Source organism: Alkalilacustris brevis, from assembly GCF_003350345.1.
In the GTDB taxonomy this organism is placed as follows: domain Bacteria; phylum Pseudomonadota; class Alphaproteobacteria; order Rhodobacterales; family Rhodobacteraceae; genus Alkalilacustris; species Alkalilacustris brevis.
Genome location: NZ_QNVJ01000094.1, coordinates 21,261 through 39,675 on the forward strand (window position 1 = coordinate 21,261; position 18,415 = coordinate 39,675).

16 protein-coding genes are annotated in these 18,415 nt (G+C 67.0%); 4 read left to right on the forward strand and 12 right to left on the reverse strand.

All coding sequences use genetic code 11. The features are described 5' to 3' along the window. Positions 1 to 2 precede the first annotated feature (2 nt). Both DQ229_RS14585 and hslU read right to left on the reverse strand, forming a co-directional pair. Positions 3 to 1,055 (reverse strand): alpha/beta hydrolase, encoded by a 1,053-nt coding sequence (locus DQ229_RS14585; RefSeq protein ID WP_162300888.1) that lies wholly within the window; start codon positions 1,053 to 1,055, stop codon positions 3 to 5. Positions 1,056 to 1,223: 168 nt separating this feature from the next. Then, positions 1,224 to 2,525: an ATP-dependent protease ATPase subunit HslU gene (hslU, locus tag DQ229_RS14590; RefSeq protein ID WP_114966995.1), complete on the reverse strand. Its 1,302-nt coding sequence runs from the start codon at positions 2,523 to 2,525 to the stop codon at positions 1,224 to 1,226. A 196-nt stretch (positions 2,526 to 2,721) separates the two neighbouring features. Between hslU and DQ229_RS17040 the strand changes: the two genes are divergently transcribed. After that, positions 2,722 to 3,021, forward strand: coding sequence for a BrnT family toxin (locus DQ229_RS17040; protein ID WP_114966996.1), 300 nt, complete (start codon positions 2,722 to 2,724; stop codon positions 3,019 to 3,021). After that, complete coding sequence (locus DQ229_RS14600; RefSeq protein ID WP_114966997.1) at positions 2,957 to 3,241, forward strand: BrnA antitoxin family protein; 285 nt, start codon at positions 2,957 to 2,959, stop codon at positions 3,239 to 3,241. Before DQ229_RS17040 ends, DQ229_RS14600 begins: the two co-directional genes overlap by 65 nt. Here the strand turns inward: DQ229_RS14600 and hslV are convergent. The 9 genes from hslV to regB form a co-directional block, all read right to left on the reverse strand. Continuing rightward, positions 3,228 to 3,788: an ATP-dependent protease subunit HslV gene (gene hslV, locus DQ229_RS14605; RefSeq protein ID WP_114966998.1), complete on the reverse strand. Its 561-nt coding sequence runs from the start codon at positions 3,786 to 3,788 to the stop codon at positions 3,228 to 3,230. The genes DQ229_RS14600 and hslV overlap by 14 nt on opposite strands. Before the next feature lie 199 nt (positions 3,789 to 3,987). Next, entirely contained in the window at positions 3,988 to 4,308 is a 321-nt protein-coding gene (gene trxA, locus DQ229_RS14610; protein ID WP_114966999.1) for a thioredoxin, read from the reverse strand. Positions 4,309 to 4,367: 59 nt separating this feature from the next. Then, positions 4,368 to 7,736 (reverse strand): double-strand break repair helicase AddA, encoded by a 3,369-nt coding sequence (gene addA, locus DQ229_RS14615; RefSeq protein ID WP_114967000.1) that lies wholly within the window; start codon positions 7,734 to 7,736, stop codon positions 4,368 to 4,370. Then, the gene (gene addB / locus DQ229_RS14620; protein ID WP_114967001.1) at positions 7,733 to 10,696 is read right to left on the reverse strand and encodes a double-strand break repair protein AddB; all 2,964 of its coding nucleotides are present in this window, start codon (positions 10,694 to 10,696) and stop codon (positions 7,733 to 7,735) included. Before addB ends, addA begins: the two co-directional genes overlap by 4 nt. Further along, complete coding sequence (locus tag DQ229_RS14625; RefSeq protein WP_114967002.1) at positions 10,696 to 11,391, reverse strand: nucleotidyltransferase family protein; 696 nt, start codon at positions 11,389 to 11,391, stop codon at positions 10,696 to 10,698. Before DQ229_RS14625 ends, addB begins: the two co-directional genes overlap by 1 nt. Next, positions 11,367 to 12,422 (reverse strand): aminoglycoside phosphotransferase family protein, encoded by a 1,056-nt coding sequence (locus tag DQ229_RS14630; protein ID WP_114967003.1) that lies wholly within the window; start codon positions 12,420 to 12,422, stop codon positions 11,367 to 11,369. Before DQ229_RS14630 ends, DQ229_RS14625 begins: the two co-directional genes overlap by 25 nt. Next, positions 12,422 to 12,943 carry a tRNA (adenosine(37)-N6)-threonylcarbamoyltransferase complex ATPase subunit type 1 TsaE gene (gene tsaE, locus DQ229_RS14635; RefSeq protein ID WP_114967004.1) on the reverse strand — a complete coding sequence of 174 codons (522 nt, stop codon included), beginning with the start codon at positions 12,941 to 12,943 and terminating at the stop codon, positions 12,422 to 12,424. Before tsaE ends, DQ229_RS14630 begins: the two co-directional genes overlap by 1 nt. A gap of 225 nt (positions 12,944 to 13,168) precedes the next feature. Continuing rightward, on the reverse strand, positions 13,169 to 14,845 hold the full coding sequence (locus tag DQ229_RS14640; protein ID WP_114967005.1) for a PAS-domain containing protein: 1,677 nt from the start codon (positions 14,843 to 14,845) through the stop codon (positions 13,169 to 13,171). A gap of 159 nt (positions 14,846 to 15,004) precedes the next feature. Beyond that, on the reverse strand, positions 15,005 to 16,420 hold the full coding sequence (gene regB / locus DQ229_RS14645; RefSeq protein WP_114967013.1) for a sensor histidine kinase RegB: 1,416 nt from the start codon (positions 16,418 to 16,420) through the stop codon (positions 15,005 to 15,007). Between the two features lie 99 nt (positions 16,421 to 16,519). Between regB and DQ229_RS14650 the strand changes: the two genes are divergently transcribed. Both DQ229_RS14650 and DQ229_RS14655 read left to right on the forward strand, forming a co-directional pair. Further along, entirely contained in the window at positions 16,520 to 17,146 is a 627-nt protein-coding gene (locus DQ229_RS14650; protein WP_114967006.1) for an SCO family protein, read from the forward strand. A 263-nt stretch (positions 17,147 to 17,409) separates the two neighbouring features. Continuing rightward, complete coding sequence (locus DQ229_RS14655; protein ID WP_162300889.1) at positions 17,410 to 18,165, forward strand: SDR family NAD(P)-dependent oxidoreductase; 756 nt, start codon at positions 17,410 to 17,412, stop codon at positions 18,163 to 18,165. Between the two features lie 156 nt (positions 18,166 to 18,321). Here the strand turns inward: DQ229_RS14655 and DQ229_RS17045 are convergent. Then, positions 18,322 to 18,415: 2-oxo acid dehydrogenase subunit E2 (locus tag DQ229_RS17045; protein WP_155326537.1), on the reverse strand; the 94-nt coding region annotated here is incomplete at its 5' end.

The following is an 18,415-nucleotide window of genomic DNA, read 5'->3' on the forward strand; positions in this document are numbered from 1 at the left end:
GCTCACGGTGCGAGGATGATCTCGGTGGCGTTGCGGATGGTCAGCACTGTGCCGGGCAGAAAGCCCAGCCGCCCGCCGTCATCCTCGAAAACGGTGCTGACTGCGGCAGCATTTCGCAGCAGTTCCAGCATGGCCGGCGAGCTTCCGGGGTCCATATGCCCCAGCCCTACCGAGAATTCGCCTGTCTCCAGCACCAGAACCTCCAGATCGGCAATCTCGGCGACCGAACCGATGTTGCCCAGCCTGTCAGGCCGACCGGTCAGCCGGGCGGAAAGCGACAGCGCACGGTCGCGGTGTGAGGTGAACAGGATGAAGGGCTGCGGCAGATCCTCAATCTCGCGCGCTTGCGCGTGGAAGAGATCGACATCGATATCGGGCGAGAGCAACACGACGCCGGCCAGGTTCCGCAGCGTGGGGTTATCGCGTATGGCCATCTGGCGCAGGGTCTCCATGGCCAGCAAGCTGCCCATCGAATGCGCGACCAGCATGATCTTTCCGGATCCGGCGGCGGCGAGGTTGTCCAGCAACGCTTCAAGCCCGTCGCGGGCATAAAGTGCGCTGTCGCGATCATGGACATAGCCCAATGGCCGTGCCGCCGAGGGCCAGGAATAATGAATCTCGACCCCGGGCAGATCGAGATCTGCGGTAAGCTGTGCGATCCGGTAAAGGCCCTTGGCAAAGCCTGTGTTGAAGCCATGCACATAAACGATCGATTCACCGCGTTCGCGGGCAAGGGCAGGGGCAAGCGCGTGCCGGAACGCGCGCGGATCGGGGTAAAGCCGGGCATTGGCGACCAGAAAATCGCGCGCGGGGTCGGCTTGTCGCGAACGTGGCGGCCAGTTGATACTGCCGGGGTCACGCTGCGGCGGGATGGAGATGTCAAACCGCCCGAAGCGCAGCTCTTCGCTGCGTCCGGCGCCGAATCCCGTTTCATCAAGCGCGCGGCTGGTGCTCACATAGACAGGGACGATCCGGGTTTCGACATCGGTGTCCGGCAGCTTGGTCAAAACCTTGTCGGGGCCGCAGGCAGACACCAGCAGCACAAGGATTATCAAGGATAATAAGCGCGACACGGCAAGCGGCCCGGCAAGTTTCACACGACACCGCCCAGCCTAACGCGCCCGGATGATCACGGCCAGAGATTCACGGCCGCTGCGTGCCGACGCCGCGCAACTCTGTGCCATCGCTGCACTACGTTCCACTCGGCAACGCAGCCGCCCGCGTCAGAGCACATAGCGGCTCAGATCAGCCGAGCGGGAAAGCTCGCCCACGTTCTTCTCGACGAAATCGGCATCGACGGTCACGACCTCGCCGCTGCGGTCGGGCGCGTTGAAGGAAAGCTCTTCGAACACGCGCTCCATCACGGTGTAAAGCCTTCGCGCGCCGATATTCTCGACCGACTGGTTGACCTCGGCGGCGATGCGGGCCAGCGCGGCGATGCCGTCTTCGGTGAATTCGACGTTCACGCCTTCGGTTTTCATCAGCGCGGAATACTGGCGGGTAAGCGCGTTGTCGGTTTCCGTCAGGATGCGCACGAAATCGGCCTCGGTCAGGGCGCGCAGGTTCACCCGGATCGGCAGGCGGCCTTGCAGTTCGGGCAGCAGATCGGAGGGCTTGGCGATGTGAAACGCCCCCGAGGCGATGAACAGGATATGATCGGTCTTGACCGGCCCGTGTTTGGTTGAGACCGTGGTGCCCTCGATCAGCGGCAGCAGGTCGCGCTGCACGCCTTCGCGGCTGACCTCGCCGCCGCGCGCGTCCGAACGGGCGCAGACCTTGTCGATCTCGTCCAGGAAGACGATGCCGTCCTGCTCCACCGATTCCAGCGCGGTGCGGGTGACGGTTTCATCGTCAAGCAGTTTGTCGGCCTCTTCCGAGATCAAGACGTCATGGCTTTCGGCAACGGTGATCTTCTTGCGCTGGGTGCGCCCGCCGAAGGCCTTGCCGAACAATTCGCCCAGATTCATCATCCCGCCGCCGGGCTGGCCGGGAATTTCCATCATCTGCATGGGGTTGCTGGTATCGGTGATGTCGATCTCGATCACCTTGTCGTCCAGCTCGCCGCGGCGCAGCTTTCCGCGGAACATCTCGCGGGTCTGGTCGCGTGCGTTCTCGCCGGCGATGGCCTCGATCACGCGCTCTTCGGCGGCGGCTTCGGCACGGGCGCGGACCTCTTCGCGCATGTGTTCGCGGGTCATGGCGATGGCGGAATCGACCAGATCGCGGATGATTTGTTCGACATCGCGGCCTACATAGCCGACTTCGGTGAACTTGGTTGCCTCGATCTTGATGAAGGGCGCGCGCGCCAGTTTCGCCAGCCGGCGCGAGATTTCGGTCTTGCCCACCCCGGTGGGGCCGATCATCAGGATATTCTTGGGAAAGACCTCCTCGCGCAGGCTTGGGTCAAGCTGCCGCCGCCGCCAACGCGAGCGCAGCGCCACCGCCACGGCGCGCTTGGCGTCCTTCTGGCCGATGATGAAACGGTCGAGCTCCGAGACGATCTCGCGGGGGGTGAGGCTGGTCATACTTTGCAATCCTTTTCGGTTCTGGCCGATGTAGGCCATGCAATCCGGAAAATGAAGAGGTCGCACAACTTTGTATTGACGAATGTATATACAGTTACTACGCTATCGTTGTGTAGGGTAACTCCCAACACAAGAACTGGTCGGGAGGAGTGGACCATGAGAGCACACACGTGCGAGGGACGGAGAAATCGCCATAATGGAATACTTCTCTTGGGACGAAACAAAGCGGCTCAGGGCGATCGAAAAACACAAGATTGACTTCGCTGATGCCGCCACGATCTTCCTTGGTTTCCATCTTGTCTTGCCTGCGCGTAGCGATATCGAACAGCGGCAGATAGCAGTCGGAAAACTTAATGGGATCGTGATCTCGGTTGTCTATACGGTTCGCGGTGAAACCTGCCGCATCATTACAGCCCGAAGGGCACGACGCGATGAACGAGAGCACTACGAAGCGCTACTCTCTGGACGAGATTCGCCGGATGAAGGGCGAAACTGACTGGCAACACCTTCGTGAAGCCGGAGATTATGAAGGTGAATCAGAAATCGAGGTAGATTGGACGAAGGCGCAATTGATCGAGCCCACGCCAAAGAAACCCGTTTCTATCCGTCTAGATCCTGACGTTCTGGCCTTTTTCAAAGCTCAAGGGCGCGGTTATCAAACCCGAATCAATGCAGTCCTCCGAGCCTATATGAAGGCTCAGGTCAATCGACGCTGATGCTTTCCACCGTCAGGTTGCCGTTGGTGTAGACGCAGATATCGGCGGCGATGGCCATGGCCTTGCGCGCGACCTCTTCGGGGGGCAGGTCGCTCTCCATCAGCCCGCGCGCGGCGGCCAAGGCATACATCCCGCCCGAGCCGATGGCGGCCACGTCATGTTCAGGCTCCAGCACGTCGCCCGCGCCGGTGATGACATAAAGCTCTGGCCCGTTCGAGACCAGCAGCATCGCCTCGAGCTTCTGCAAGTACTTGTCGGTGCGCCAATCCTTGGCCAGGTCAACCGCTGCGCGCTGGAGCTGGCCGGGCGTGGCCTCAAGCTTGGTCTCCAGCCGCTCGAGCAGGGTGAAGGCATCGGCGGTGGAGCCCGCGAACCCCACCAACACGTCATGCCCGCCGGGGCTGAGCCGGCGCACCTTGCGTGCACTGCCCTTGATCACCGTCTGGCCCAGGCTGACCTGCCCGTCGCCGGCAATCACCGTCTGGCTGCCCTTGCGCACGGCCACGATTGTGGTGCCGTGCCAGCCCGGAAAGCTGCTGTCTGCCATCTGTTGCGCCTTTCGTCTGTCAAACCCGTAGGCGTGTGCGCATATGAAAAAGGGTGCGCCACGGCGCACCCCTTGCACGGATCGGGGCGCGCGCGCCTTAAAGCAATTCGGCTATTCGTTGAATCGCCGAATTGCTTCAACCTTTTGTTTTCTCGCAATTTCGAACCGAAAAAGTCTATCAACTTTTTCTGAAATTGCTTTAAACCGCTTCGTCGATCCAGCTTTTCAGCGCGGCCTTGGGCGCTGCGCCGACCTTGTTCGAGACAACCTGCCCGTCCTTGAACAGAAACAGCGCCGGAATGCCGCGAATGCCCAGCTGTGCCGGGGTGCCGGGGTTTTCATCGACATTGACCTTAACGATCTTCACCTTGCCGGCGTATTCCTCGGAGAGCTCTTCCAGCGCGGGGCCGATCTGCTTGCAGGGGCCGCACCATTCGGCCCAGAAATCCACCACCACGGGGATGTCGGACTGTTTTACCTCGGCATCGAAGGTCGCGTCGGTCACGGGATGGGTGGTCATGGGAGCTCTCCGGAAAAATTGCGCTGTCCGGCGATACCTATGGTTGCCGCGCCCAACGGTCAAGCGCCGGTACCGAGATGTGCGATGCTGGCGCGCACCAGTGCGGGCGGCAGCGGCATGAGCCGGGCGGTGCGTGTCCACAGAAAAGCCGTTTCCACCCTGCGGTTGGGGTAGATCTGGCGCAGCGCGGTGTCATAGGCGGCCATCTGACGCAGCAGGCCTTCGGGCACGTCCTCCGGGCGCTCCGGCACCACCCGGTTCGATTTGAAATCCACCGCAAGCACCCTGTCGGGATTGATCAGAAGCCGGTCGATCACACCCAGAACCCGCTTGCCGGCAAGATCGCCGGTGATCGCCACTTCGGTCAGCGCGCCGGGGGCGAAAAGATGCGCAAGTGCGGGGGCGGAAAGCACATTGCGCGCCTCGTCCAGCAGCGCGGCGATCTCGCTTTCGGTTGCGGCGTCCTCGTCAGCTGCGAGAAGATCGCGCGCAAGCCGTGGCCAATCGGCCTCGGGTCGGGGCGGTAGATGCTCCAGAAGGCGGTGAAGTTGCCGGCCGCGCCGTTTCGCGGCTTCCTCGTCGGGCAAGGCGCCTTCGCCGGGCAGCGCCTTGGCGCCGCCCAGATCGGAAGGTGACAGCGGCTTGCCGGCCTCGGGCGGGGCAGGGGCCTGCGCGCTCGCCCACGGGGGGATGATCCGCCCGGCCACGCTTTCTGCCGCGCGGGCCCCGACCGCGCTGCCTGTGCTTTCCAGCCAGGCCAGATGCGCCAGCCGCAGGCCTGTGCCTGCGGGGGTTTCGTGTTCGACCGCGCCCGCCTCGCGCAGGGCGGCCTCGATTCTTGCATGCCAGCACAGCGGATCGTCGGTCTTGCCTGCGGCGGCGACGATCAGCCAGGTTTCGGCCCGCGTCAAAGCCACGTAGAGCAGCCGCTCGTCTTCCTCGGCGCGGTCGGCGCGGGCACGTTCCGCGGCCTGTTGCAGGGCGCGCGGGGCTTCGCCCGCGGCGGTTTTCCAGGCAATGCGGCCTTCTTCGGTGCGGGCAAGGGCATCGCGTTCGGGCGGGCGATACCGGGCGGTGTCGGGCAGGATCACGATGCGCGACTCCAGCCCCTTCGCGCCATGCACCGTCATCACGCGGATGCGGTCGCCAGCATCGTCGAGCTGGCGCTTGACCTGCACTTCATCGGAGGCGAGCCATTCCAGAAACCCGGTCAGGCTGGGCACTTCGACGCGCTCATAGGCCAGCGCCTGCGCCAGAAAGGCGTCGATCCCGTCTTCGGCCTCGGGGCCCAGCCTTGCCAGCAGCCTGCGCCGCCCGTCATGGCGTGAAAGCAGCCGCTCGAGCAGGTCATAGGGGCGCAGGAAGTCGGCCTGGTCGCGCAGGTCGGTCAGGACGCCCAATGTTTCACGTGCAACATCGCCGCGGCGCAGGGCTTCCCACAGGCCGGCGCGCCCGCGGTCATGGGCCAGGGCGTAAAGCCCGGCTTCGCTCCAGCCGAAAAGCGGCGAGCGCAGCACCGTGGCCAGCGAAAGATCGTCATCCGGTGTGGCCAGAAACGACAGCAGCGCCGTCAGGTCCTTTGCGGCCAGCTCGCCGCTCAGGTTCATCCGGTCGGCCCCGGCGATCGCCAGCCCCTCGGCTTTACACGCGGCGATGATCTGGTGAAACAGCGGCGAACGGCGGCGCACGAGGATCAGGAAATCCCCCGGCGTGACTGCCCGCGCCCCGCCTTCGCCGTCAGGTATGGGCGTGCGATCGGCCACCATCTTGGCGATCTGGCGTGCGATCTGCCGGGCCAGGCGCGACTGTTCATGTTCTTCGGCGATGATATCGACCGGGTCCCACCAGTCGCGATCCTCTGCCTTCTCGGCGGGCGGCACCGGCGGCCAGAGGTCGACCCGCCCGGGCAGGTCGCGATGAAAGGCGATATGTGTCACCTCGCTGCCCAGTGCCGCGCCGTGCCCGGAACCGAACAGAAGATCGACCAGCCGCAAAATTGCTTCGGACGAGCGGAAGGAATGCTCGAGCGTAAGCTGCCCCATCCCCTTGCCGGCCTGTTCAAGCCGCCGGGCAAATTGTGCGCGCATCGTCTCAAACGCGCGCAGATCCGCCCCCTGGAAGGAATAGATCGACTGCTTCTTGTCGCCCACGACAAAGATGGTGCGCTCGGTCTGCGCAGAACCTTCGCCGGCGGTGAACTCCTGGGTTAGGGATTCGATCACCGCCCATTGGTCGGGGCTGGTGTCTTGCGCCTCATCCACAAGGATGTGGTCGATTCCGCCATCGAGCTTGTAAAGCACCCATTGCGCGACGCCGGGGTCGGTCAGCAATTGCCGTGCGCGGGCGATCAGATCGTCGAAATCAAGCCAGCCATGTGCGGATTTGCGCAGCTCGACCTCGGGGATGAAGCGCGCTGCGAAACGGTAGAGCGCATGGGTCTTTTCCGCCGCCGCAAGCGCCAGTTCGGCGGCGCGGGCATCGGCGATGCGCTGCATGAAGGCGTGAAATTCGGCCAGCAGGTCTTCGCCCAGCGCCTCCGCCGCCTTCTTGGTTGGCACGGATTTCAGTTTCGCCTCTGGCGTCCGGCCGCTGTCATAGAGAAAGGCGCGGTAGAGGGCCTCAAGGTCATCTTGCTGCGGGGCGCAGAAATCGATGGCCGAAAGAGTGGCGGCAAGGGTCTTCATGGTGGCTGTCTGTGCCTGCAATACAGTCACTAAAGCTGCTATTAGTGACGATTCCGAGCCATCAAACGCAATGCCTGCGATGTCACTGGCGGCAAAGCCTGCAGGCAGCCCCGTGGCGGCCAGCGCAGCGTTGCGGTCGGGTTCGTGGGGAAAGTGGCGCCTGTGGCGCATGATCTCGCCGGAAAGCGCGCCGATGTCTTCGCCACCCACATGCGCGGCCAGCCCGGCCATCAGATCGGGCGCGCCAAGGGCCAGATCTTCCAGCACCTCCTCATGCAGGCGGCGCGCGCTGCGGTCGTCCATTTCCGCAAAACCGGGCGATACGCCGGCTTCGAGCGGAAAGCGGCGCAGCAATGCGGCGCAGAAGGAATGGATCGTCAGGATCTTGAGCCCGCCGGGCGTCTCGATCGCACGGGCAAAGAGCCGCCGGGCGCGCGCCAGCGTGTCGCCGCCGGGCGCATCCTCGACACCCAATGCCAGCAGCGCCTCGCGCAGCTTGTCCTCGGGCAGCATGGCCCATTCGCCCAACCGCCCGAACAGCCGGTTCTGCATCTCGCTGGCGGCGGCCTTGGTGTATGTCAGGCACAGGATACGCTCGGGCGCGACCCCGCCCAGCAGCAGCCGGGCGACCCGGTCGGTCAGCACCCGCGTCTTGCCCGAGCCCGCATTGGCCGAAAGCCAGGTCGAGGCGCGCGGATCGGCGGCCTGCACCTGCCGTTCGCTGGCGGTGTCGCGCGCGCTCATTCGCCGTCCCCCACGGGTTCGGGGCCGGGGCGGGTGCTCATGTCCCATTCGCCGAATCGTGCCAGATGGTCGTAGTCGCCGTCATGGCGCACCGATTTCGGCGCGCGCCGCGCGGCATAGCCCTGTTCGCGCCGCATGTAGCACTGGATCAGCTTGTGCAGCCCCTCCCAGGTCTCAGTGTCGATCTCGGGGGTAATCTCGGTGATCACCTCGTGCGGTGTGGCGCCCAGACCGATATAGAGCACGCGTGACACCTCGCGCGGGCCGAGGGCGCGAAACGCGCCGCGCCGGGCCATCGCGGCTTCAAGCAACAATTGCCTGGCGAAATGGGTCTGTTCGCGCGGGCCGGGGGGCGTGCCTGTCTTGTAGTCGATGATCTCGAGCCCGCCGTCGGGCAGGGCGTCGAACCTGTCGGGGCGCGCGGTCAGCGTGAAATCCAGCCCGTCGAGGGGTAGCGCCCCGCGGTCCTCGATCAGCACCGGAGTGCCCTCGCGGGTGTCTTCGCGGTCAAGAAACCAGTCAGCCACCCGGTCAAGCCGCGCCGCCCAGAGGTGGCGCGCCGTGGGCCAGGGCACATCTTCGGCCATGATGCGCACTGTCAGGTCGTGCAGCCTGGAACGGGCCGCATCGCGCGGTTCTTCGGCTGCGGGGCGGGTGCGGATGAACTCTTCGACAATCCGGTGCAGCACCTGCCCGCGCAGTGCCGCATCGGGCTGCGGGTGCAGCGGATCGAGCGGGCGCAGCCCCAGCACATGCCGCGCATAGATCGCATAAGGGTCGCGGATCAGCCGTTCGATCGCCGTGACCGAAAGCTGCCGTGGCCGGTGCGCGACAGGCGGGCAGGGCGCGGGGCGCGGGGCAGGGGGCTGGCGGGTGTACTCCTCTTCAAGCTGTTGCGCGAGTTTCAGCCAGTGCTGCCCCCGCGCCTGCGCCTGTTCCAGCGCCGCCGCGCCGCCCTGGTCGGGCAGGCCCGCCAGCAGGTTGGTCAGCCGGTTGAGCCAGCGCGACGGCACGGTCGCCGCCTCGGCATCGCGCAGTGCGCGGGTCAGCATCACCTCGGGCGCGGCGATGGCCTGCTGGAAATCATGCGCCGACAGGCCAATCTGGCGTTCGGGCAGCAGCAGGCCCGCGTCATGGCGCATTTGCCGGTTCAGCCACGGGTCGGGCGGCGGTAGCTGCGGCCAGATGCCATCGTTGAGGCCGCCAAGGATCATCAGATCGGCCTCCTGCACGCGCGCCTCGAGCGTCCCGCGGATCATGATATGCGGGTGCGCCTGGACGATCTCGCGCACTTCGCGCCCGGCGAGGAAGGATTCGAAAAACCGGGCGTAGTCGCGTGCGGTCATGGTGCCGCCGTGGTCGGCCTCGCGTTGCAATTCCTCCAGCGCGGCACGGCCGATGCGCCCGGCTTCTTCCTCCCAGAGTTCGCCGCTGTCCGTGCCCGCTGGCCCGGCCGCCAGCGCCTCGGCCAGCGCGAGGTGCCGTGCCAGATGCGCGGCCAGCGGGGCCGCCTGGGCTGGTGTCGCAGCCATCTGGTCGCATATCCGGGCCAGCCAGTCGGCCCATGCGGGGGCGCTGTCGCCCTTTTGCCGTGCCGCCCAGCGGGTCAGCATCGCGCCATCGGGAAATGGCGGGCCGTGGCGGCGCAGATGCAGATCCAGGTCCCCGGTCAGCAGCAGATGTTCGCCGCGCCCGCCGCCGCTGTGGGTCAGCGGATGCTTGAGCAGCGTTATCAACGCGCTGGAGGTCAGCCGGGCGCCCATCACCCCGGCGATATGCCGCAAGAACCGCCCCGGTGCCGACAGGCCGAGCGGCCGGCCCGCGCTATCGTCAGGCACGATGCGCCAGCGGTCGAGCGCTGCCGTGACCTGCCGCGCAAGCGTCCGGTCGGGGGTAACGAGCGCGGCGCGCTGGCCGTCTTGCGCAGCCTTGCGCAGCCGCAGCGCGATGGCGAGTGCCTCGGCCCGCTGCGAGGGAGCCTCGACAAGGCTGAGATCACGGCAGGCCGCCTCCAGCCCGGAAAGCTGGCGGCCCTCGGTCATCCACTGGTCGGTCACCGGCGCGGGCCGCAGCGCAAGCGAGACCAGCCGGTTGCGCGCGGCGTCGGGCGGGGATGCGGTGCCGCGCCAGGGTTCTATCTCGCCCGGCCCAACCCCCAGCCGCCGCATCAATGCATGAAAGCGGTATTGCGGGTGATCCTCGGCCCCCAGCGCGTCATCCAGCCCGCCCCAGATCGCGCCGGGCATGTCGAAATCGAAGCCCGGCAGCACTAGCGCGCCTTGTGGCAGCCGCGCCACCGCCTCCATCAGCAAGGCCGTTGTCCCGCGTGAGCCGGTGGACCCCGCGATCAGAACGGGGTGCGCGGGCGGCGCCTCGGTCCAGCGTTTCGCCAGCGCCTCGACAGCCATGCGCTGGCGGGCTTCGGCATCGGGTGCGGCCTGGGCGGCGGCGCCGAAATAACGCTCGATCAGCATCACGAAATCGAGGCTGCGCTGCCAGTGTCGCGAATGGGCGCTGACATCGAGCCGGGCCAAACGCTCGGGCGGGACCCCCTCGCCCTGCATTTCATCCATCAGCCGCGCCAGGCTGTCGGCCAGGTCATAGGCCGCGCCTTCCGGGGCCAGACCGGGCTCGCGCTCAAGCAGGCGCGCGACAAGCTGCATCAGTTCCAGCCGCCGCCGTAGTGGCGATACCGCGGGCGGCATCCCCGACAGTGTCAGATCGCGGCCGGGATCGGTGATCAGCCGCAGCCGGGGCAGAAGCCGCGCGCCGGATTCGGCCAGCAGCGTGGCAAGTCGGCGTTCCATCCGCCGGGTATTCAGATAAATCTCGATCTGCGCGAAGGCCTCAGGCGGCATGGCGGCGCCGCGCTCGATCAGCCCGGCCGCCAGTTCGCGCGGGAAATCGACGCCGGGCGGCAGCCCGAAAACGCGCGGCGTATCGCTGGCAGTGAACAGCATCACGTGCGCCCCTTCAGCAGCGCCTCGGCCCGCGCGATGCCTTCGGGGTGGCCCACATCGCACCAGGCGCCGGGGTGGATCGCCCCGTAAAGCCCGCCGCGGGCCGCGATCGCGTCCCACAGCCTGTTGAGCGAGAAAACCCTGTCGGCAAACACGGTCGCGCCCTCGGGGCAAAGGAGCTGCGCGCCAGTATAGACCAGATCGCCCCCGCGTGTGAGGCGCCCGTCGGCGCCAAGCGCGAAATCGCCCTGGCCCGCATGGGCATGTGCTTGCGCGCGCGGCACGAGAAGCAGCAACGCCTCCATCCTCGCGCCGCCTTCGGCCCAGCCCGTGCGCAGGGTTTCAAGCGGGTTCGGCCCGGCCCACACGGCATCGGAATTCAGCGTGAACACCGGCCCCGCGCCCAGCAGCGGCAGCGCCGCGCGCAGCCCGCCGCCAGTGTCGAGCAACTCCTGCTCATGCGACAGCGCGATGTCGGGCTGCCCGGCCAGATGGTCGGCGATCTGCCCGGCAAGGTAATGGGTGTTGACGACGATCCGGTCAATGACGGCCTGCCGCGCCAGCGCCAGTGCATGGTCAATCAGCGGCTGACCGGCCACCTCGATCAGCGGTTTGGGCCGGTCGCGGGTGAGCGCGCCCATGCGCGTGCCAAGGCCCGCGGCAAACAGCATCAGGGCGTTGGGGGCGGGGCGCATCGGGCAGCGATCCTTTGCAGGTTTTCATCGGACGGGGCGGGCAACAGGCGCCGCACCTGTTTGGCGAGCGGCGCCAGTTCGGGATGCGCGAGATCGCCCAGCAGATGGTTCCAGACGCGCGGCATCATGCGGATGTATCCGGGCTTGCCGTCGCGCAGGGCAAGGCGGGCGAAAACACCGAGGATGCGCAGGTTGCGCTGGGCGCCGAGGCAGGCAAAGGCCGCGCCGAAGGCCTCGGGGCCGCTGCCGGACGTTTCGACATAGCGCTGCAACATCCGCACGGCCAGCCCCTTGCGAAGATCGCGCCGTGCATCCTCAAGGAGCGAGACGAGATCATAGGCCGGATGGGCCAGCTCGGCATCCTGGAAATCCAGCAGCCCGACGCGGGCATGGCCCTGCCGTTCAGGCAGCCATAGCAGATTCTCGGCATGGAAATCGCGCAGCGCGGGCACCGGGGCAAGTGGCGCCAGCCGGGCACAGAGCGCCGCCACCCGTGCGGCGAAATCGGTGCGTTCCTGCGGGCTGGCCTGGTGCCCGCCCAGCCCCGGAAGATACCAGTCCAGTGCCAGCGCGGCGCGCTCGGCCATCGTGGCGGGGTCATAGGCGGGCAGGTCCGGCGGGGGCGGCTGGCGGTGCAGCCAGGCCAGCATGTCGACGGCGGCTGAGTAGAGGGTTTCCTCCAGCTCGGGCTGCGCGGCGGCGACGCGAGCGAAAAGCGCATCGCCCAGGTCTTCCAGCAGCAAGAGCCCGGCCTCGTGATCCTCGGCCAGAATCGCGGGGGCGGAGAGGCCTTGCGCGCGCAGGTGCCGCGCGAATCGGGCGAAAGGCCCGACATCCTCGCCGCGCTCGGGGGCGGCATCCATCAGCACGGCGCGGGCGCCGCCGGGGCCAGTCAGCCGCAGATAGCGCCGGTTCGAGGCATCGCCGGCCAGCGCCGCGCGCCGGGCATCGGCCCAGCCCGCGCGGGCAAGAAAGCGATCGATCAGTGCGGCGCGCGGGGTTTCGGGGGCGGTCGGGGCGGGGCCGGACATCAGAAAAACCGCCAGTTCGTGATATGCCGCGCCAGCGCACGGCTGCGCGGCCCGCCGGGGGTGGCGTGCAGGATGCGCGCGGCGCCCGCCCGCGCGGGTTCGAAATGCAGGCGCAGCGCATCGCGCGGGGCAAGCGGGCCGAGCCGGTCGGGCCACTCGACCAGGCAGAGCGCCGTGTCAAACGCCGCCTCAAGCCCCAGTTCGGCAATCTCGTCCGGGTCGGCAAGGCGATAGAGGTCGCTGTGCCAGATTTCCAGATCGCCGGCCTGATAGCATTGCACCAAGGTGAAGGTGGGCGAAGGCACATCCTCGGGCGGCGCCCCGGCCAGGGCAAGGCGCGCCAGGATCAGCGCGCGGGCGAAATGGGTCTTGCCCGCGCCGATCTGCCCTTCGAGCAGCAGGACATCCCCTGCCCGGACCATCGGCGCGATGTGGCGGGCAAGCGCCTCGGTCGCGGCCTCGCCCGGCAGTTCGATGCGGACGATCTCGGCGCTGAGGTCGGGCGTGGCGGGCTGGGTCATGGGCGGCAGTCTTACCGCAGTTGGCGGTTGCCGCAAGGGGCGGATCCGCTGCACGCAGGGCTATCGCATTTGGAAATCAGCGCATGTCGAAAGGAGACCATGCAAAAGGCTTCTGCGCGACACGGCACCTTGCCAAACGGTCCGCCCGGCGGCAACGCCCGGCAGCGCCTGCCTGCCCCCTGGCAGGCACTGCCCTCGCGCTTCTTCCCCGCCCCCGCGGCCCGGTCAGGCGCGCGCCTTCCTTTGGCGTGGTTTCGGCGTGGCGGGTGTTTTCGCGGCAGTTTGTGCGGTGGCGGCCCGGGTGGCCGCCGCTGTCCCTTTGGCAGCGTGCGGGGCAGTCCGGGTGTGCGCCGAAAATCCCACCAGTGTCGCCCCGCCGGCGAGCGGGGTGAGCTGGCACAGCATGTGCCGTCCGTCGCGCAGCTGGATGTCGCCCTGCCAGTCGCGGCGCGGCCCGCCCGCGCCGATCAGGGTGCGCAGTTGCGCCCAGTGCGGCCCAGGATGCGCGCGGGCGCGCCAGCTTTCGATCACCTCGGCCACGCCCATTCGGTGCAGCCGGGTCGCCGAATCGTCTGGCCAGAGCGCATCATAGGCCTGGTTCGACATCACCAGCGCCCCGGTCGAGGAAAAGACCGCGATCGCTTCGGGCAGGCTGTCGAGCACGGCCTGCCCGGTTTCGATCTGGCTGCGGAAACGCCGGGTGAGCGAGATTTCGGCGCTGATATCCTCGATCAGGAAGGCCACCGCGCCATCGGGATGGGGCCGGCCCGTGACGCGATAGGTCTGCCCCGAGGCGAGCGACCAGGTTTCTTCGAAATGGCCGGCTGCCGCGGCGCGCTCCACTGCGGTGAGCGCTTGGCGCCAGCTTCGGTAATCGCGCGGCTCGGGGATCATCTGGCGGCTGCGCAGCGCGTCGAAGAAACTGTCGAGCGACGGCTGCCCGGACAGGAACTCCGGCCCCAGCGTCGTCAGGTCGGTCAGGGCAGGGTTGAACACCTGAAGCCGCCGCTGCCGGTCAAAGATTGCCAGCCCGATGGGCAGATTGGCGAAAGTGCGGGTCAGGGTGCGGATGAAATCGCCAAGCGATTTCTCGGCCTTGCGGGCATCGTCTGCGGGCAGGGCAAAGCCCAGCACGTCGCCCCCGCCGGCCGGGCAGATGCGGCAGTCGAACCAGCGTGGCCCCGGCTGTGTGTTGACCTCGAGTCGCGCACTGAAGAGCGTGCCTCCAGGTGCCGTGCCGGTGTCTGCGGCGTCACCTGAAAGCCCCCTGGGCACGGTGTCGAACACCCGCGGCAGCGGCCAGGTCAGCACACCGGCGGCGGCATCGCGCGCGCTCGCCAGCGCAAGATAGGCCGGGTTGGCCCATATCACCGTGCCATCGCCGCTTTCGCGCCAGACCGGGGCCGGCGCATGTTCGAGCGTCTGGCGCAGCTGAGCAAGTTCGGCCTGTGTTGCCAGGTGGCTGAGCCGGTCGATGGCGACAAGCTGCCCTTCGGCCTCGGGGTCGCGCAGCACAAGCCGTGCCAGCCCCGCACGCCATTCGGCACTGAGGTGCAGCGGCGGCGTCCCCGTGGCTGACAGGTCCATGCAGCCCTCTTCGCCCAAGCGCGCGATATGGTCGTGAAATGAAGGGATGCGCCGGGCCAGCCAGGCGGAAAGGCGCTGCCATTCGCTGCCCTCGCCGCCGATCGCGCCCAGCAGCGCGCGGGCCGGGCCGGAGGCATCGACAAGGTTTTCGCCGTCAAAGATGAAAACGGTTTCCGTGTCGTCCACATGAAACGGGATCACATCGCCCGGCCGCTGGCGCGCGGCGAGCACGATATGCGCGACCAGCAGCGCGGCCAGCGCCGAAAGAAGCGACGTGCCCGCCAGAACGGTGCCCAGGGCGAAACCGGATACCATGAACTACCCCCATCAATTCACATGCCACGTTGTGACGACGCTGCGGTTTACAGTTGGAGGGCAATGGTTAACCCGCCGTTAAGGCTGTGGGTTTCTGCCGGAGATGCAGCCGCATTTCAGCCGCCGCCGGGGCCGGCCCGAACAGGAAGCCGCGCTGCGTCAGAGGGGAAAGGGCTGATTTTCGCCCAGGGCTTCGCCGCCGATGGTGCAGATCCGCTCACGCGGCCAGGTGACTTCGGCCTGCGCGCCGCTGCGCCCGTCCGGGCCATCATCGGGCCGCGTGAGGCCCGCGCCCAGCCGCCAGCTTCCCGCATCGCCCAGATTGGCGAAGCGCAGCCGCGCGCCGGTGCGCTCCAGCAGGGTCTTGGCGATGAACAGCCCCAGGCCCATCCCCTCGTAGCCGGGGCGCTCGTCGAGGGTGGGCACACCGCGGCGCTGCCGCACGAAGGGCTCGCCGATGCGACCCAGAAGCGGCGGCGGAAAACCCGGCCCGTCATCGGTGATCCTGAGCGTGATCTGCCGGTCATTCCAGAGGGCCTCTACCCAGACGGTCTGGCTGGCGAAATCCACCGCGTTCTGGATCAGGTTGCGGATGCCGTGGATCACCTCGGGGTAGCGCAACACCTCGGGCTGGCGGGGCTCGGCGCCCTCTTCGGCGACAAAGGAAAAGCGGATGTCCTTGCCGCGCGCGGCATGTGGCTCGGCGGCTTCGCGCAGCACTTCGGCCAGCGGTGCGTGGCGCAGGTGCAGATCGTCCTTTCCGGCGCGCCCCATGGAGCGCAGGATATCGCGGCAGCGGTCGGCCTGGCCGCCGATCAGCTCGGCATCTTCGCGCAGGTCCGGCCGGTCGTGCAGCTCGTCGGCCAGTTCGGTGCTGACCAGCTTGATGGTGGCAAGCGGCGTGCCCAACTCATGCGCGGCCGCGGCCACCACGCCGCCCAGGTCGGTCAGCTTCTGCTCGCGCGACAGCGCGGCCTGGGTGGCCAGCAGGGCGTCAGACATGGTGTGAATTTCGGCCGCGACGCGGCGCGAATAGAACCCGATGAACAGGATCCCGATCACCAGCGCCAGCCAGAAGCCGAACACCAGCAGCGGCGGCACCGTCAGCAACTCGCCCGTCTTGAAGCGCAGCGGCACGTGAAAAAAGGTAAGCAGCGTGACAAGCCCGATTGCCGTCGCTCCCAGAAACAGCGTGCTGCGCAGCCGCAGCGCGGTCGCCGAGATGGTGATCGGCGCCAGCATGAGCAGCGCGAAGGGGTTGGTGATGCCGCCGGTCAGATAGAGCAGGAAGGCAAGCTGAGTCAGATCGAACAGCAGCGTTAGCAGCGCCTCGCTTTCCGACAGCCGCTTGGTTTCGGGCGCCGACAGCACGGCGACCATGTTCGTGACCACCGAGGCCCCCACCGCCAGGTAGCACAGCACCAGATCGAGGCTGAGTCCCACCACCATGTCGGCGGCGGTGATTGCGGCGAACTGCCCCAGGATCGCCAGCCAGCGCAGCATGACCAGCGTGCGCAGCCGCACCCAGTGGCTGTGGGTGCTGCGCGAGGCGGGTTCGGTATCGGGGGGGGTCATGTCGTGTCCAATTGTCACATCGCCGCGAAGCGCCATTGTTAATGGGCGCGGTTTGCGCGATCAATGCGCTGTTTCGAACTTCGGCAGCGGGAGAGTGCCATGACTCGGGTCTATGCGGTTTCGGCTGCGGTTCTGGCGGCTGTCTTTCTTGGGGCGATTGCCTATTTCGTGTTGTTCGGCCGTGGCGGCGGCGATGCCTTCGCCCAGTGCCGCGATGCGGGCATAACCGTGGCGGGCGACACCATCGGCGGGCCCTTCGAGATGGTCGATCACACAGGGCGCAGCGTGACCGATGCCGATGTGATCACCAGGCCTTCGCTGCTTTACTTCGGCTATACCTTCTGCCCCGATGTCTGCCCCATCGACGTGGACCGCAACGCCATCGCCACCGATATCGCGCAGGAGCGCGGCTATGACGTGCAGCCGGTGTTCCTGACGGTCGATCCCCGGCGCGACACGGTCGAGGTGCTGGGCAATTTCGTTTCGAACATGCACCCCGACATGATCGGGCTGACCGGCTCGGAAGAACAGGTGCGCAAGGCGGCGCAGGCTTATCGCGCCTTCTACCGCGCACAAGACCCGGGCGATGACCCCTATTACCTGGTCGATCACTCGACCTTCAGCTATTTCGTTCTGCCCGAGCACGGTTTTGTCGATGTCTTCCGCCGCGACATGGCGCCCGACGCGCTGGCCGAACGCATGGCCTGCTTCATCGACGCCTCGTGAGCGCGCAACACGCAAGAGCATGAATGCCGCCAGTGCCGGTCGGCGCGCGTAAGAAATGGTTTCCCGCCGCGCGCGAGGGGAAAGCAGCCTGTCAGCAGCTTCGGGCGCTTGTGTGTCCCTGCGGATCCGTGGCATAGCCCCGGCCAGATGCGGCCGCTGACGCCGCGGCGCGAATGGCGCGTTGTTCTGTCGCATGTGATTGCAATGGGCGGATACCGGCCCGCGGCACGGGCAGGGCGCCGATCAGCAGATCAGGAGGAAACATGACCAAACCCCTTTCCGGCCGGGTGGCCGTTGTCACCGGCAGCGCCAAACGTATGGGCAAGGCGATCGCGCTCGAACTGGCCCGCGATGGCGCCGCCATCGTGGTCAACTCGCTCTCGGACGAGGCGGCGGCCCACGCCACCGCCAAGGAGATCGAGGCCCTGGGCAGCCGCGCTGTCGTCTGCATGGCCGATGTCACGCAGGAGGAAGACGCCGCGCGGCTGATCCAGACGGCGATCGACAGCTTCGGCCAGCTCGATATTCTGCTCTCGGTGCCCTCGCCGCGCCCGCAGGCACCGATCGAGGAAATGAGCCTCGAGACCTTCACCCACACGCTTTCGGTCGTGCTGAACGGCGCGTTCCTGACCATCCGCGCCGCCGCGCCCCATATCCGCAAGAGCCCGGCGGGGCGGATCATCACCCTGGGCGGACAGGGCACACATCGCGGCGCCAAGAACCGGGTCAATGTCTCGGCCGCCAAGGGCGGGCTGGTGGGCATGACCCGCACGCTGGCGCGTGAATTCGGTGGCGATGCCACGGTCAACTGCGTTGCCCCGGGCACCATCGTCGATGACAGCGACAGCCCCGAAGCGACGGAAAACCGGCTCAAGCTGACGCCCGTCGAGGGGATCCCGATGGGCCGCCCCGGCCGCATCGCCGATGTCACGGCGATGATCGCCTTCCTGTGCTCGGACAAGGGCGGCTATATCACCGGCCAGACCCTGCATGTCGGCGGCGGCTCGGTCATGCCGTAAGCGGCGTTGCCCGAGGTCGGCCCGGGCGATCGGTCCGGGCCGCGCCCATCACCAAACCCCCGGACCGTTACGACAAACCGCCCTGCGCAAACATCTCCGGCCGCCTGCCCGAGGCCGGGCATGGCGGGGCTTCTCGATTGAGAAAGACTCCCCTTCTCACATCATCAATTTCAGTGGATTTTTGATGTATTGGGTTATTTTTGCGAGGAATTTGGCGGCGTCTGCGCCGTTTATGGCGCGGTGATCATAG

Coding starts and splice junctions, on each gene's coding strand:
- hslU (WP_114966995.1), bottom strand. CDS start 2,525: ATGACCAGCCTCACCCCCCGCGAGATCGTCTCGGAGCTCGACCGTTTC.
- DQ229_RS17040 (WP_114966996.1), top strand. CDS start 2,722: ATGGAATACTTCTCTTGGGACGAAACAAAGCGGCTCAGGGCGATCGAA.
- DQ229_RS14600 (WP_114966997.1), top strand. CDS start 2,957: ATGAACGAGAGCACTACGAAGCGCTACTCTCTGGACGAGATTCGCCGG.
- hslV (WP_114966998.1), bottom strand. CDS start 3,788: ATGGCAGACAGCAGCTTTCCGGGCTGGCACGGCACCACAATCGTGGCC.
- trxA (WP_114966999.1), bottom strand. CDS start 4,308: ATGACCACCCATCCCGTGACCGACGCGACCTTCGATGCCGAGGTAAAA.
- addA (WP_114967000.1), bottom strand. CDS start 7,736: ATGAGCGCGCGCGACACCGCCAGCGAACGGCAGGTGCAGGCCGCCGAT.
- addB (WP_114967001.1), bottom strand. CDS start 10,696: ATGCTGTTCACTGCCAGCGATACGCCGCGCGTTTTCGGGCTGCCGCCC.
- DQ229_RS14625 (WP_114967002.1), bottom strand. CDS start 11,391: ATGCGCCCCGCCCCCAACGCCCTGATGCTGTTTGCCGCGGGCCTTGGC.
- DQ229_RS14630 (WP_114967003.1), bottom strand. CDS start 12,422: ATGTCCGGCCCCGCCCCGACCGCCCCCGAAACCCCGCGCGCCGCACTG.
- tsaE (WP_114967004.1), bottom strand. CDS start 12,943: ATGACCCAGCCCGCCACGCCCGACCTCAGCGCCGAGATCGTCCGCATC.
- DQ229_RS14640 (WP_114967005.1), bottom strand. CDS start 14,845: ATGGTATCCGGTTTCGCCCTGGGCACCGTTCTGGCGGGCACGTCGCTT.
- regB (WP_114967013.1), bottom strand. CDS start 16,420: ATGACCCCCCCCGATACCGAACCCGCCTCGCGCAGCACCCACAGCCAC.
- DQ229_RS14650 (WP_114967006.1), top strand. CDS start 16,520: ATGACTCGGGTCTATGCGGTTTCGGCTGCGGTTCTGGCGGCTGTCTTT.
- DQ229_RS14655 (WP_162300889.1), top strand. CDS start 17,410: ATGACCAAACCCCTTTCCGGCCGGGTGGCCGTTGTCACCGGCAGCGCC.